The sequence below is a fragment of the Microbulbifer elongatus genome (genome assembly GCF_021165935.1).
Classification (GTDB): Bacteria; Pseudomonadota; Gammaproteobacteria; order Pseudomonadales; family Cellvibrionaceae; genus Microbulbifer; species Microbulbifer elongatus.
Window position 1 is genome coordinate 835,157 of record NZ_CP088953.1, and the last position, 14,848, is coordinate 850,004.

Annotated in this window: 14 protein-coding genes; 5 read left to right on the plus strand and 9 right to left on the minus strand. The window is 59.8% G+C overall.

Annotated features, from left to right (window positions below; genetic code table 11):
• The first annotated feature begins 4 nt into the window (after positions 1-4).
• A complete protein-coding gene (locus LRR79_RS03410; RefSeq protein WP_231759011.1) occupies positions 5-367 on the plus strand; it encodes a hypothetical protein in 363 nt (120 codons plus the stop codon).
• A 247-nt stretch (positions 368-614) separates the two neighbouring features.
• Positions 615-1,808 (plus strand): conjugal transfer protein TraF, encoded by a 1,194-nt coding sequence (gene traF / locus LRR79_RS03415; protein WP_231759012.1) that lies wholly within the window; start codon positions 615-617, stop codon positions 1,806-1,808.
• Between the two features lie 65 nt (positions 1,809-1,873).
• On the opposite strand, the gene phoR is transcribed toward traF, so the two are convergent.
• From phoR to LRR79_RS03435, 4 genes are all read right to left on the minus strand, one after another.
• Positions 1,874-3,193, minus strand: a complete 1,320-nt coding sequence (gene phoR, locus LRR79_RS03420) for a phosphate regulon sensor histidine kinase PhoR (RefSeq protein WP_231759013.1) — start codon at positions 3,191-3,193, stop codon at positions 1,874-1,876.
• Positions 3,194-3,418: 225 nt separating this feature from the next.
• Positions 3,419-4,123: a phosphate regulon transcriptional regulator PhoB gene (gene phoB, locus LRR79_RS03425; RefSeq protein ID WP_043319916.1), complete on the minus strand. Its 705-nt coding sequence runs from the start codon at positions 4,121-4,123 to the stop codon at positions 3,419-3,421.
• A 130-nt stretch (positions 4,124-4,253) separates the two neighbouring features.
• Entirely contained in the window at positions 4,254-5,153 is a 900-nt protein-coding gene (ubiA, locus tag LRR79_RS03430; RefSeq protein WP_231759014.1) for a 4-hydroxybenzoate octaprenyltransferase, read from the minus strand.
• A gap of 29 nt (positions 5,154-5,182) precedes the next feature.
• Positions 5,183-5,758, minus strand: coding sequence for a chorismate--pyruvate lyase family protein (locus tag LRR79_RS03435; RefSeq protein WP_231759015.1), 576 nt, complete (start codon positions 5,756-5,758; stop codon positions 5,183-5,185).
• A 325-nt stretch (positions 5,759-6,083) separates the two neighbouring features.
• Between LRR79_RS03435 and LRR79_RS03440 the strand changes: the two genes are divergently transcribed.
• Positions 6,084-7,394 carry a dicarboxylate/amino acid:cation symporter gene (locus LRR79_RS03440; protein ID WP_231759016.1) on the plus strand — a complete coding sequence of 437 codons (1,311 nt, stop codon included), beginning with the start codon at positions 6,084-6,086 and terminating at the stop codon, positions 7,392-7,394.
• A 95-nt stretch (positions 7,395-7,489) separates the two neighbouring features.
• Here LRR79_RS03440 and LRR79_RS03445 read toward each other — a convergent pair whose 3' ends face one another.
• The 4 genes from LRR79_RS03445 to LRR79_RS03460 all read right to left on the minus strand — a co-directional run bounded on the left by LRR79_RS03445 (position 7,490) and on the right by LRR79_RS03460 (position 12,544).
• Positions 7,490-8,164: a hypothetical protein gene (locus LRR79_RS03445; protein WP_231759017.1), complete on the minus strand. Its 675-nt coding sequence runs from the start codon at positions 8,162-8,164 to the stop codon at positions 7,490-7,492.
• Positions 8,165-8,474: 310 nt separating this feature from the next.
• Complete coding sequence (locus tag LRR79_RS03450; protein ID WP_231759018.1) at positions 8,475-9,185, minus strand: hypothetical protein; 711 nt, start codon at positions 9,183-9,185, stop codon at positions 8,475-8,477.
• Positions 9,186-9,491: 306 nt separating this feature from the next.
• Positions 9,492-11,591: an ATP-dependent DNA helicase RecG gene (gene recG, locus LRR79_RS03455; protein WP_231759019.1), complete on the minus strand. Its 2,100-nt coding sequence runs from the start codon at positions 11,589-11,591 to the stop codon at positions 9,492-9,494.
• Between the two features lie 29 nt (positions 11,592-11,620).
• Positions 11,621-12,544, minus strand: a complete 924-nt coding sequence (locus tag LRR79_RS03460; protein WP_231759020.1) for a hydrogen peroxide-inducible genes activator — start codon at positions 12,542-12,544, stop codon at positions 11,621-11,623.
• Between the two features lie 244 nt (positions 12,545-12,788).
• Between LRR79_RS03460 and LRR79_RS03465 the strand changes: the two genes are divergently transcribed.
• Both LRR79_RS03465 and LRR79_RS03470 read left to right on the plus strand, forming a co-directional pair.
• A complete protein-coding gene (locus LRR79_RS03465; protein WP_043319923.1) occupies positions 12,789-13,043 on the plus strand; it encodes a GlsB/YeaQ/YmgE family stress response membrane protein in 255 nt (84 codons plus the stop codon).
• 313 nt (positions 13,044-13,356) lie between these two features.
• Entirely contained in the window at positions 13,357-14,142 is a 786-nt protein-coding gene (locus tag LRR79_RS03470; protein WP_231759021.1) for an NAD-dependent epimerase/dehydratase family protein, read from the plus strand.
• Positions 14,143-14,247: 105 nt separating this feature from the next.
• Here LRR79_RS03470 and LRR79_RS03475 read toward each other — a convergent pair whose 3' ends face one another.
• Positions 14,248-14,631 (minus strand): RidA family protein, encoded by a 384-nt coding sequence (locus LRR79_RS03475; protein ID WP_231759022.1) that lies wholly within the window; start codon positions 14,629-14,631, stop codon positions 14,248-14,250.
• Positions 14,632-14,848 lie beyond the last annotated feature (217 nt).

Below are 14,848 nucleotides of genomic sequence, written 5' to 3' on the forward strand. Positions count from 1 at the left end.
CACTATGCCTCCATGGTTTGAAACCACCCTCGCCATCTTCGCTGCCATCGCGGCGGTGTTTTTCTTTGCGAAATACCGTGAAACGTCGGCGGCATTGCACGAATCCGAGCGCATGAAGCACAAGCTGTCCAAAGACCTGGACCGCTACCGCGATGTGCCGCAGTTGCGCGCCCTGCGTGATGGCCTGATTGGCGAGCGCAATCTGCCGGTCGATGACGAGGGGCGCGAGCATATCCTGATCCGCGACAGCGCGCGCAAAGCGGTGCATATCACCCTCGAGAAACGCAAAGCGGAAGCGGTCGCAGAGGACCGATCACCGGAATATGTTGCCGGCGGCGAAGCGCGCCCCCTGCAGGAACTGGAATAACCCGCCGGACGTCGGACCGAGCGTACAGTTTTTCGTCAATAGGCCCCGCTCGGGGCCTGTCAATTCCCTCTCCGCCCGCCATTCGGTGAAGCCCTGTCACAACCTCCCTGAGAAGTAATTCGCAAAATACCCCGAAAGGGCCATTGTGCCTCTCCCCTCTCACGTTTATTTTTGCGCCGCCGATAACAACATGCACAACGGGCATAAAAGCAAAACTTCTGACTGCGCGCCGAAAGGTGCGATGACTATGAAACGATTACTACTGGGGGCTTCGATGAAAAAGTGGACAAAAAACCGACTGGCCGGCGCACTCACTGCCACGGCGATGCTGAGCGCAACGCCGGTTGCCGCGGAAGTCTTTTCCGGGCGCGGCAGCGCCATGGCCGGTGCCGGTGTGGCCGGGGGCGATTACACCTACAGCGCGCTGATCAATCCCGCAACCGCGACGAATTTCGGCGAGAGTGATGACTTTGCACTGACCTTTGACTTCGGCCTGATCGCCAATGATCAGAACGACTTTATCGATACCAGCGAAGATCTTACCGATTTTATCGATGCGCTGGATGGCTTCACCGCCAACCAGGACGACGCCGACTACATCCTCGAGCAGCTGCGGTTGCTCGATGACGGCCGTCTCACCGCGGACGCCGCCGCGCAACTGACCGTTGCCATTCCCAACAGCGTTGCCTCCGGCCTGCTGTTTGTTCGTCAGTCCGCGTTTATTGCCACCGATGTACAGCTGGCAGACGGGGATATTGCACTGCTGGAAAACTTCGGCGAGCAGATATTCGATGAGGATGACCTGGAAACCGCAGCCGGCGCTTTCGGTTACTCCATGCAGGAAATTGGCTTCGCCGCCGCGCGCAACTTTACCTTCAAGGAATATCAGGTATCCCTCGGCGTAACGCCCAAGTACCAGCGGGTTGAGTCCATCGAGTACATCGAAACCATCGCCAACTTCGACAGCGACGATTTCGAGGTGGATGACTACACTCTGGAGCACACCAACTTCAACCTGGATCTGGGAGCCACGATCAATTTCGGCCAGCTGCAGGGCGGTGTTTCCCTGCGCAATGCCATCGCCCAGGAATACGACACCGTTCAGGGTGGTGTGGAGATCCAGCTGGATCCGCAGCTGACCGCGGGTGTGGGATATACCGGCGAGGTGTTCACTTTGCTGGCGGATGCCGATCTGAATGCGGTGGAGCTGTTCGACGGCGCCGGTGAAGTGCAGGTAGTGCGTCTGGGCGCGGAAGCGGATCTGTTTGACTGGGCCCAGCTGCGCGTGGGTTACCGCCACGATATCAAGGGCACCTACGATGGCGCACTGACTGCCGGTATCGGCTTTAGCCCGTTTGACGTGGTGCACTTCCACCTGTCGGCAATCAAATCCTCTGAAGACACACTGGGGATGGCACTGCAGTTTGGTCTCGAACTGTAGAGTCCGAGTACCGGGCAGGTTGAAACAGAAAAGGGGCCCGAGGGCCCCTTTTCTGTTTCTTAACTTCAGCTCGCTTCAGAACTGGTCTGGGTCAGTTTCTGGGTCGGGAAATTCAGGGTGAAGGTACTGCCGCGCCCGGGCACACTGGTCACCGTCATATTGGCGCTGTGGCGCAGTAACACGTGTTTGACGATGGCGAGGCCCAGGCCGGTGCCGCCACTTTCCCGGGAGCGGCCGGCATCCACCCGGTAAAAGCGTTCGGTCAGGCGGGGAATATGCATGGGATCGATACCGATACCCGCATCTTTTACGGAGAAATGCCCGCCGTTGCCATCGGTATGCCAGCGCATCTCGATCGGGCCGCCGTCCGGACTGTACTTCACCGCGTTGAACGCTAGGTTGGCAAAGGCGCTGTGCAGTTCACCGGCATCACCGGTAATCGTACAGTCTTCTTCACAGGCCACGGAAATTTCATGGCGCTCACCACTCAGTGAACGCGCCTCCCCGGCCACCCGTTCCATCAGCTCCCGCACGGAAACCCGATCTCGTCCGCTGTCGCGCTCGGATGTCTCCAGCCGCGCCAGCAGCAACAGGTCGTTGACCAGGCTGGTCATGCGCACCGTCTGGTCACTCATCTGCCCCAAAGGCCGCTCCCAATTCCGCGGCGCCTGGCCGCTGGCCTGCAGTGTCTCCAGATAGCCGGCGATCACCGTCAGTGGCGTGCGCAGCTCGTGGGATACGTTGGCGACAAAATCCCGACGCATCTGCTCCAGATTATGCAGCCGGGTAATATCCCGCACGATCACCAGCGCTTCATCCTGACCGAAGCGCGTCACCTCCATCTGCAGAATGCGCGTATCATCTCCCGGCGCCGGCAGGGTAATCGGTTGCGGGTTGGTCTCCTTACCGCCGCCCATGCGCTCATACATATGCTCCACAAAGCGCGGATCACGTACGAAATTGACCAGCGGCTGACCCGCGTCGTCCCCCTGCAGGCGCAGCATCTGCCCCGCCGCCGGGTTCCACCAGGCCAGGTTGCCCTCATCCTCCAGCGCCACGATACCCTCGCGCAGTGCACTGGTACTGTCCTGCACCCGCCGCAGCATTGCGTGCAGCTTCTGCTTTTCTCGGCGGTGGCGGCGCTGCATGCGGTAGAAATCGTCGGTGATATCTCCCCACACGCCAAAATTGGTTGGCGCCGGGCCACGACGGCCGTTGGCGAGCCAGCGGTCAAATTGATTCTGCTGCCACAGCAGCCAGAAAACATAGGCGGCCAGACCGGCGCACAGTGCCAGCCACCAGTGGCCGCTGGCAAAACCAAGAATGGTGGTGCCCAGGGCGATAATGATAAAGCGGGATAACTCGCCAATACTGCGATCGAGCATGATGGTTCGGCCATCTATTTGGGGTAGGTAAACCTGATATTTGAAAAACTACCGAGGTTCAAAGCGAAGGTCGAGTGCCGGGTAAGGGTTTTTGAAAGCGTCGGCGACATGGACGTCGCCGACGCAGCGTACAGGGACGTATTTACAGCGGTTTCAAAAACCCTTACCCGGTGCTCGACCGCCACAGGACCCGCTACGGAGCCCTCTACAATTCTTGGGTGTAGGTTACACCCTTTCAGCGGTCTGTACAGAAAAGCGGTAGCCGGTGCCGCGCACGGTCTGGATGTAGCGCTCGTGGCCATCCACAGTAAGGGCCTTGCGCAGGCGGCGAATGTGAACATCCACGGTGCGCTCTTCCACATACACGTTGCCACCCCACACGTGGTCCAGCAACTGGGTACGGGTATAAGCGCGCTCCTGATGGCTCAGGAAAAACGTCAGCAGGCGGAACTCCGTTGGCCCCATATCAACCGGATTGCCATTGATGGTCACCCGGTGGCTGATCGGATCCAGCACCAGGCCACCCGCCGTCAGCGGCTCCTCCGGCGTGCTCGGGCCCGCGCGGCGCAACACCGCCTTCAGGCGTGCAACCAGTTCGCGGGGTGAAAACGGCTTGGTAATGTAATCGTCCGCACCGGTCTCGAGACCCTTGATCTTGTGGTCTTCCTCACCCTTGGCGGTGAGCATAATGATAGGCAGGGAAGAGGTCAGTTCATCCCGCTTCAGGCGGCGGGCCAGCTCCACACCGGAAACATCCGGCAGCATCCAGTCCAGCAGAATCAGATCCGGTTTCTCATCGATTACCAGCGCGTGGGCCGCCTGAGCGTTTTCCGCCTCGAGACAACGATAATCCGCCATCTCCAGTGCCACCCGTAACATATCCCGCACCGGGGCTTCGTCGTCGACTATGAGGATCGTTTTGCTGTGCATCGGCCTGCCATACCCTAACTGAAGTGTTTGTCACTTAACTGACTATTCTAGAGTGGCCATTTAACGTCACTTTGGTGACAAAAATATGACAGCCGTACGGGAAGCCTGGCCTGCACGGCGCTCCGTGCGCCTAGTTCCACAGATAATGAGAAAAAATACCCAGGAAAATCGCCATTCCGACCCAGTTGTTGTTCAGGAAGGCCCTGAAGCAGGCTTCTCGTTGCCGTTCGCGAATCAGCCACTGCTGGTAGCAAAACAGCCCGGCAGCGACCGCAACACCGCCGTAATACAGAGGGCCCATATCCGCGCGCCCTCCGAGCATCAACAGAGCGAGGATCACCATGCCCTGCAGGCAGCCGGTCATCACCCGGTCCATGTCTCCGAACAGAATGGCGGTGGATTTCACCCCGATCTTCAGGTCGTCATCCCGGTCCACCATGGCGTAGAAGGTATCGTAGGCCACGGTCCACAGAAGGTTCGCGGTAAACAGTACCCAGGCCACCGCCGGCACTTGATTGGTGACTGCGGCAAAGGCCATGGGAATACCCATGCTGAACGCTGACCCCAGTACCACCTGTGGCAGGTGGGTATAGCGCTTGGCGAAGGGGTAACAGAAGGCGAGCGCCAGTGCGGGTAGCGATAACAGAACGGTGAGTCTGTTGGTGGTGAGGACCAGCAGGAACGCCAGCAGCATCAGGCTGGCGAACAGAATAATCGCACCTCTGGGGGTGGCGGCGCCGGTGGCCAAGGGGCGCTGGTTGGTGCGCTTTACATGGCCGTCGATATTGCGGTCGGCAAAGTCGTTGATGGCGCAGCCGGCGGCGCGGGTCAGAATCACACCGAGAGTAAACACCACAAACAGGTGCAGCCCGGGCCAGCCTTCAGCGGCGATCCACAGGGCGGCCCAGGTGGGCCAGAGCAGCAGCAGGGAACCAATGGGCCTGTCGAGCCGTGCCAGTTGCCAGTAGGGCTGCACACTGGGCCAGTGCTGCGCGAATCGCTGTTGAAGCTGTTGGCGAATGGCTTGCATGGTGTTTCCCGTATTCTTTCCTTGCGGATTCAGGTGAGTGGCGGTTTGTGGGGATTGAACCCGCTGAGGAAGGTCTCTGCAACCAGCAGGGGTTTGTCGTGCAGCCAGAAGGTGGAGCGGCGGCCCCAGGCGCGGGTGTCGCTCTGGTTCAGCTCGGCCAGCTGGCACTGGGGGTTGCGTTTGAGCTGGTTGAGGACGATGGGGCCACGGCGGATGTCCGGCTGGCTGAACAGGAGTTCGCCGAGGGGACGGTTGTCGAGGCTGCGCAGGTAGCGGGATTTGCCGGCGAGGGTGCGCTCGGGGAGGACGCTGCGGGCGTAGACCCAGGGTTGTTCGCTATTGCCGTAGAGGAGGACTTCGCGGATGAGGGCGCGGGTGCGTTCCTTGAGGTTGAGGGCGCGGCGCTCTTCGAGGTTCGGGGTGTGCCAGCCCTGGTGGAGTATTTGTACGCTAAACTCGCCGTGGCTCAGATGTTTGAGGGCGGCGGTGAGGGATCCGGGGTGCTGCAGCCAGGGCAGGAGGTGATCCGGCGGGGTGTGGCCGTGCAGGCTTTCGAGGGGTTGTGGGTGCCAGTCGCCGATGGCCTCAAAGGGGGAGTGGTACAACGCAGACTCCGCGCGGGGTTATGCTGGTTTGAATTAACCGCATTGTACCTGAGGCAGGCACGAGGGGAACTCGCTTTGCCCGTTCGGGGTGGGGTAGATATAGTGGCGCATTCGCTCGCTCGAATTTATTCAGTGGCGGCGGCGCTAGCGGTAGACCTTTGTGAGACCCGCCGTAAACCCATCCGTGGGGGCTCTTCCGCGAGGTCCCTCTCGCGGAAGGTCTCACAAAGGTCTACCGCTATCACCGCCTTCGCATCGAATTCAGTATTCATTACGACCTAAATAATGATTTGCCACTGCAAAGTGCGCGTTAACAGGACGGACCATGGGGCTTACCAAAAAAATCGTACTGGCCATGATCACGGGGATCTTGCTTGGCCTGTTGTTCAATGTACTCAATTCCAGCCAGGTGTTGGGTGCGACGGTTACTGACTTCATCAATAACTACCTCACCAATGGCCTGTTCGACATTATCGGGCGAATCTTTATTGCATCGCTGAAGCTGATGGTGGTACCGCTGGTGCTGGTGTCGCTGATCTGCGGGGCCTGTGCGTTGTCCGAGGGCAGCCGGGTGGGTGTGCTGGCGGGGAAGACGCTGCTGTTGTATCTGTGCACAACGGCGGTGGCGATTTCCCTGGCGCTGTTGCTGGCGCTGGTGATTCAGCCCGGTGTGGGTATGGAGCACCTGGCGACGAATACGCAGTTCGAGGCGAAGGAGTCGCCGCCGCTGTCGGATGTACTGGTCAATATTTTCCCCACCAACCCGGTAATGGCGATGGCGGAAGGCAATATGCTGCAGATCATCGTGTTTGCGCTGTTGCTGGGCTATGCAATCTCCCGCAGTGGCAAGCCGGGCCAGCGGGTGGCGGCGTTCTTTAATGATCTGAACGAGGTCATCCTGAGGATGGTGGGGGTGCTGATGGTGTTTGCGCCTTACGGGGTGTTTGCGCTGTTGGTGAACAAGATTGCGCTGTTGGGACTGGATGCGATTCCGACCCTGGCGAAGTATTTCGGGGTGGTGCTGCTGGCGCTGCTGATCCATGCATTCGGGGTTTATCCCCTGTTGCTGAAGCTGCTGTCGGGGCTGAATCCGGTGAAGCTACTGAAGAAGATGCGCCCGGCGATGGCGTTTGCGTTCAGTACCGCGTCTTCGGCGGCGACGATCCCGGTTACCCTGCAGACCGTGGAGAAGCGTCTGGGTGTGGATAACAAGATTGCCTCTTTCACTGTGCCCCTGGGTGCGACCATCAATATGGATGGTACGGCGATCATGCAGGGGGTGGCGACGGTGTTTATCTCCCAGCTGTACGGTATCGATATTGGCCTGATGGGCTATCTGACGGTGATCCTGACCGCGACGCTCGCTTCGGTGGGCACCGCCGGTGTGCCGGGTGTGGGTCTGATCATGCTGGCGATGGTGCTGGGTCAGGTGGGTCTGCCGGTTGAGGGGATTGCCATTGTGATGGGGGTGGATCGCCTGCTGGATATGGTGCGCACGGCGGTGAACATTACCGGGGATTCAGTGGTGAGTACTATAGTCGCCAAGAGTGAAGGTGCGCTAAATCAGGATACGTTCAATGACGATAACTACAACAGCGTGGTGAACGAGGCAGAGGGCAGCTCTTCTTCGGCCTGATCGGCCCGCTGTGACAAATCCCAAAAGGGGCGAGCCGCACTGCGGCTCGCCCCTTTTTTTTGGGTTCTGTTTACAGTGCCTGTCGGGCAGTACGCCTAGAGGGCGGCCATATCCCGCAGCTCATCCGCTTCCAGATTATCTTCCATCGCTTCCACCAGTTCTTCCACCATTTCCGTGAGCGCTTGTTTGATGGCCGCTTCGGTGCTGTCTTCACTGGCGCGGTTGTCGTGGTAGGTCCGCACCTGATATTTCTCGTTGATGTTCATGTCACCGATGGTGATGCGCTGCTCGCGCAGGGCCGTACCACTGCGATTGCTCAGGATGTAGCGGAACTCCCCCTGCAGGGTCACGGTTCCCTGCTCCAGGTCGTGATCGCCTCGCGGCTTCATGGCGCTCAGGTGTTTGATAACTTTGAGGTTGAGGTTGTTCTGCAATTGCAGCAGGCCGTTCTCCGCCACCAGGGGTACTTCTTCGTCGTCCAGGTATTCGTAGAGCACGCGTGCCATTTCACTGTGAATATGCTGGGTGTAGTTGCGGATGGCATCCTGTTTCAGATCGGCGAGACCACCGCCATTACTGGCAAGCGCGAGCATCAGTTGCATATCGCCCACCGGCATGGGGACGTCGAGCTGAATTTCGGTGGGGACTATGGCCAGGCTGGGGGTGTGGTCATCGCCACCCCAGAAGCTGTTCTGGGCGTTGGTATTGGTGGATAGCGCAAGGCTAACGATACCGGCGGCGATGAGCCGACGGATTCCATGGGTTCTCATGCATCACTCCCTGTTTTGATTTTTATACCGGGATGTTTATTTTTTTGGGCGCTGTTCGGCGAATGGGTTCGCTCTTTCTTTGTTATGTTTTTCTTATGGGTCCGCTACAGGCTGCCACTTCTCGGTGCAGAGAGCAAAAAATTTCAGTGACTTGTGCGTCAGTAGTAGTCGGTTGTGTGCGTTATGTCGCGGCAGAGCACTGGTGGATGGATTATCAGGCCGCGGCGCAGAACAGGGGGCTTACAGAGGCGGCAGGCGGGGGAAGTTGGCAAGCGATGAGCGCCACCCTGGTGGTGGCGCGAGGTAAGGGCTAACCGTTGGGGCGCAGTGCACGCAGGGCGTCCGCCTCGAGGTCGTCTTCGATCCGGTCGATTACCCGTTTCACCAGCTGGTCCGCCATCTGTTGCAGCTCTTCAGTCGTGTTGTCTTCTCCCGTCTCCCCACGCAGGGAGGTTTTGATCCGGTATTTCCCCTTGAGACGCAGATCGGCGATGTCGATACGCCGTTCCAGCAGCAACCGCTCCCCAGGGGCCTGCAGGCGCAGATGGTAGTCGCCGCTGGCACTCAGGCCACCCCGCTCGATCTCGTAATCGCCGCTGTTTTTGAGTCCATTCAGACGCTTCACTACGGAAATATCAATAAAGTTGTACAGAATGAGTGAGTTGTTGTCGGTGTACAGAGGAATATCTTCCTCGGCGAGGAGTTCGCGCAGGGCGCCGTCGAGCCGGGTGCGCAGATAGTTGGCGAACTCCCGGTTCGCAGTCTCCTTGGCTGCGGTCAGGGTGCCGCCATTGGTCGCTTGCGCCAGCATGCTCTCGAAGTCATTGCCAACCAGTGGAGTGGGAACCTCCGCCGCCACCTCGGTGCGGGCGAGAGTCAGGTGTGGGATCGGTTCGTCACTGCCGCCGAACAACCCCTGGGCGGTTGCCGTGGTGTGCAATATCGCGGCACTGAGCAGCAGACTGAAGGTGGTCAGGTAACGGCACAGGTTGTGGGAGTTGAGGCCTGAGTGTTGGGTCACGGGGAAGCTTCCTGATTGCTGTGGCGGGGTGGGTAGCCGCCGCCGGATTCGCCGGTGCCTGTCCGGTGAACGCTCTGTGGATTTCGAATGACCGGTGTAGGGTCACCGGTTGGGACGGGGGGCAGAGGCCCCGACGCGGTGGTATTTCCGTCCTTTGGGGACGAGGCTGCCACTGCCGGAGGGAGAGCGCAAAAATATTCGTGACCAGCAATGACCATAAGGTCAAATCAATATCTGCGCGTCGGTTATTCGTGCGAGGGTGGGTAAAAAACGGGCGAGAAATGCGCTCTGGCCGGTTGGCGTGGCTCAGGCTTCCGCGAAGCGTGGCTTGTTGTGCAGCCAGCGGCGTACCAGCGCGGTGCGGGCCTGGTTGTCGAGCTGCGGTGCGGCAGCGATTTTCTGCACCTGGGGTAAGAGGTGGGCATCCCGCTGCAGATCGGCGATACGGTGCTGGATTTCTCCGGTCTGGCGGGTGCCGAGGATTTCGCCCGGGCCGCGCAGGCGCAGGTCTTCCTCGGCGATGGCGAAGCCGTCCGCATGATTGCGCAGGGCGTCCAGGCGCGCGCGTCCGTTGGCCGATAGCGGGGTCGAATACAGCAACACACAGTGACTGGCGATGCTGCCCCGCCCTACCCGGCCCCGCAACTGGTGCAGCTGGGCGAGGCCCAGACGCTCGGGGTTTTCAATAATCATCAGGCTGGCATTGGGCACATCCACGCCCACCTCGATCACCGTGGTGGCTACCAGCAGATCCACTTCGCCAGCCTTGAAGGCCTTCATGACCCGATCTTTCGCGTCCGGTTTCATGCGCCCGTGTACCAGTGCCACGCGCACGCCGTTGAGGGTGTCGGCCAGTTCCTCGGCAGTGGATTCCGCGGCCTGGGCCTGCAGGGTTTCCGACTCTTCGATCAGGGTGCATACCCAGTAGGCCTGGCGCCCTTCCTGCACCGCACTGTGTACCCGCGCCATCACGTCATAGCGGCGTTCATTGGAAATCGCCACGGTGTTGATGGGTTGGCGCCCCGGCGGCAGCTCGTCGATCACCGAGCAGTCCAGATCGGCGAACGCGGACATGGCCAGCGTGCGTGGAATCGGGGTGGCGGTCATGATCAGCTGGTGGGGCTGGGTGCGTTGTTGTTTACCGGCAGTGCCCTCCACCGAACCCTTCTCGCGCAATTGCAGCCGCTGGGCCACGCCGAATCGGTGCTGCTCATCGATGATTACCAGTGCCAGGCGGTGGAACGCCACTCCTTCCTGAAACAGTGCATGGGTGCCCACCACCAGTTGCGCGTCGCCATTCTCGATCGCAGCCAGCTGTGTGCGCCTTTCCGAGGCTTTCATACTGCCGGTGAGCCAGGCCACGGTAATCCCCAGCGGTTCCAGCCATGCGCTGAAGCTGATGCGGTGTTGCTCGGCGAGAATTTCCGTGGGTGCCATCACTGTGCATTGATAGCCGGCGCCGATGGCCTGCAGCGCGGCCCGTGCCGCCACCAGAGTCTTGCCCGCGCCCACATCCCCCTGCAGCAGGCGCATCATCGGCGCGCTGCCTGCCAGATCCTCGGCGATTTCCCGCCCCACCCGTTGCTGGGCATTGGTGGGAGAGAAAGGCAGGCGTGCGAGAAAATCCCGCTCCAGTGCCGCGTTGGTTTGTAGTGCCGGTGCCGCGACCTTGGACGCGCTGCGGCGCAGCGCCAGCAGGCTCAGGTGGTGGGCGAGCAATTCTTCCAGGGCGAGGCGCTGTTGCGCCGGGTGCTGTCCCTCCGCCAATTGTGACAGATCGGCGTCTGCCGGCGGCTGGTGCAGGTACATAAGGGCACCGGCGAGCGGCATCTGCAGGGCGCGGGGCAGCAGCTCCGATGGCAGCAGCTCGGTGACATTGCCGTCGGCGAGCCAGTCGAGCCCCTGACCGATCAGTGCGCGCAGGCGGCTTTGTCCCAGGCCTTCGGTGAGCGGGTAAACGGGGGTGAGTGTTGCGGCGGCAGGCGAAACATCTTCCCCCAGAATCTCGGTTTCCGGGTGATACAGCTCCAGTCCCGCGCTACCCCGGCGGGCCTCGCCGTAGCAGCGCACCCGGGTTCCCGGGGCCAGGCGATTTTTCTGTGCCGCAGTAAAGTGGAAAAAGCGCAGAGTGATACTGCCGGTGGTGTCCTGCAGGCGTACCGCCAGGCTGCGGCGGCGTCCGAATGTCACATCCGCGGCGCGCACCTCACCCTCGATGACCGCGTCCATCCCCGGACGCAGGCCCGCCAGCGGGACCACGCGAGTGCGGTCCTGGTAGCGGGCGGGCAGGTGGAACATCAGGTCCTGCAGGGAGTGGATATGCAGCTTGGCGAGGGTTTCGGCCAGCTTGGCGCCCACGCCTTTGAGCGCGGTGACGGGAATCTCTGCGAGGGGTTTCTCAGCCATTGGATTTGTTGGGGCGATGGACTGTCGGCTTACGGACTCTGCAGTTGGCACTGATTGATTGCGTCCCGCAGCATGTCGATGGCGCGGTGGCGAGGGAAGCTGGCGCGCCAGGCCAGGGCGACGGTGCGCTGCGGCGCCGGTGCCGCAAACGGTCGGGCCACCAGCACACCGGTGGCGTACTGCGAAGCAGCCGCGGCGGACAGGGGCAGTACCGTGATTCCCAGACGCGAGGCCACCATATGACGCAGGGTCTCCAGCGAGCTGCCGTCGGCCGCGGTGCGGATATGGCCATTGCCCGCTTCCTTCTCGATGGACTGCTGCAGTTGCGGGCAGGCTTCCAGTACCTGATCGCGGAAACAGTGGCCTTCACCCAACAGCAGAACATTGTCTTCACACAGCTGCTCCGGACTGAGTGCTTCATACTGGGCCAAGGGGTGATCCGACGGCATCAGCACCACGAAGGGCTCATCGTACAGGGGCTGGGTCACCACGTCCGGCTCGGTAAACGGCAGCGCGATGATTACCGCATCCAGTTCGCCCTTGCGCAGGCGCTGGCGCAGTGTCGAGGTGTAGCCCTCTTCCACATACAGCGGCATCTGGGGCGCCAGCTGTTGAAGCTGGGGAATAAAGTGTGGGAACAGGTAGGGGCCAATAGTAAAGATGGCACCCACGGACAGCGGGCTGCTGAGCTGGTCTTTGCCGGCGCTGGCGATGTCTTTGATCGCCGCAGACTGCTCCAGTACCAGTTGCGCCTGGGCGACGATACGCTCTCCCAGAGGGGTGGCCTGGACGCGGGTTTTGGAGCGCTCAAACAGGGCAACGCCCAGCTCTTTCTCCAGTTTTTTCACCGCGATGGACAGGGTCGGCTGGCTCACAAAGCAGCGCTCCGCGGCGCGGCCAAAATGCTGCTCCTGGGCCAGGGTCACGATATAACGAAGTTCGTTTAGTGTCATGGCAAACGCAATCAGATGATTCTTGGCGATAGAGTTTATTCATAAATACCCCCCTACGGCCAGTAAAACTGCCGGAACCCAGCTGGTCACGTGTGAAAATGTCTCAAACTAGAAAAAAATGCTATTAGCAATGTTTATAGTTAGTAATTTTTGCTATTAACTACCGATCTTCACCGGTGATATGGCGCTTTTTTTGCTATACATGGAAGGCAAGTGTTCGAAATGCACAAAGCGGAGAATCGCTATGGGAATCTTGTCTTGGATTATTCTCGGTCTTATTGCCGGTGCGCTGGCTAAGTGGATCATGCCTGGTCCGGATCCGGGTGGTTGGATCGTGACCATGATCATCGGTATTGTCGGCGCCTTTATCGGCGGATGGGTTGGCAGCTTTGTCGGCCTTGGCACCACCGGTGGGCTGTCACTGGGCAGCATTATCACCGCGGTAGTCGGTGCAGTGATCTTGCTGTTTATTTACCGGTTGGTGAAATCCAGAGGCTGACCACCGAGCGGTTAGTCAAAAGGATGTCGGGCTCGCAGTACGCTGTGGGCCCGGTTCACAGACTTGATTATCTGAATTGGCTATAAAGAGCCAATAGACTACATACTCACAGTAATTCACAGATTACACTCAACCAACTATTCTAAATGGCCCCGATCGCTTGGGGCGCGGCAATTATTGGGGTCGGAATTCGATACCCGGGGGTTTAATCGAGCGGTTATGGCAAAGGAAAAAGTCTGGATCTTCGGCTGTGGGGATCTGGGGACCCGTCTGGCATTGAAGCTGGATCGCAAGGCCTACGATGTTTTTTGGTGTGCGACGCAATCCGCTGCAAGCGCTGGCCCGCAAGCGTCGGGCCGATGTGGTCAACTGGCGTCGTGGAGACGCCACCAAGGCCGAGGATATCCATCGTCATCTGGCCAATGGTGCCGACGTCGTCATCGCCACCTTCACCCCCGGCGCCAGTACCCCGCAGGCCTACCAGCGTGCCTATGTGGAAACGGCAACCTGCCTGCGCCAGGCCCTGGCGGATATGGAAAAGCCGCCCCGTCTGCTGCTGTGGATCTCCTCCACCCGCGTCTACGGGCAAAGTGGCGATCAGTGGCTGGATGAGCGCTCGCAACCGCTGCCTGGCAGCTATCAGGGTGAAGCCCTGCTCGCCGCGGAAAAAATTGCCCAGCAGAGTGTGGTCGACACCTGTGTGGTGCGCTTTGCGGGTATTTACGGCCCCGGCCGCGACCGCCTTCTGTCTCAGGTACGCGCCGGTCGCTGCGCGCCCCCATCACCGCCGCAGTTCAGCAATCGCATTCACGTCGACGACGCGGTGGGTTTTCTCGCACATCTGATCGAGGGACAAAAGAACGGCATGCCACTGGAAAAGCTGTACATCGGCGCCGACTGTACCCCGGTTCCCATGTACGAGCTGCAGAGCTGGCTGGCCAAATCCATGGGCTACACCAGCGCCCACCTGCGTGAAGAAGTGGCCACCAGCGAACGGCGCTCCAAGAAAATGAGCAACAAACGCATGCTCGATAGCGGTTACGAGATGCTCTATCCCGACTACCGCGCTGGCTACCGCACCCTGCTGGAAAACGACTGAGTCGTAAAGCGGCTGAAAATGAAAAGCCCAAAACCGACTGCGCCGCCCCTGGTGAACCCATCGTGAGCGGCGCATGACATCAATCGGTGTTATCCCGAGATTGTCTCAGATCACCAGAATCCCTTCCGCCTCAAATTGCGCACCTTTCGGCAGCTGGCTCACACCGACCGCCGCGCGCGCCGGGAACGGCTTGGTAAACATCTCCTCCATCACCTCATTGACCGTGGCAAAATTGCTCAGGTCCGTGAGATACAGATTCAGCTTCACCAGATCATCCAGCGAACCATTCGCCGCCTCGCACACCGCCTGCAGATTCTTGAACACCTGCACCGCCTGCTCCCGGAAATCGTCGGAAACCAGCTCCATCGTCTCCGGAACCAGCGGAATCTGGCCAGAAAGATAAATGGTGTTATCCACCTTCACAGCCTGTGAATAACTGCCGATAGCCGCCGGTGCTTTATCCGTTTTTATCACTGCACGATTAGGCATGGATGACCTCTCCCGGCCCGAACGGGGCCACTTGCTAGAAAAAGAAAGCGGGAGAATATAGCGCGGTTTGAAAGGCTTGGGGAGCAGCGGAAAGACCGAAATCCCCAGATGCGGAACCTGTCCACATTCCAGGAATATTCCCGCAAAACCCCACCAATTTTCATAACAAGGTCGCAACAACCATCCGCAAGAACAAATAAAACTGAAGCAACCAAGA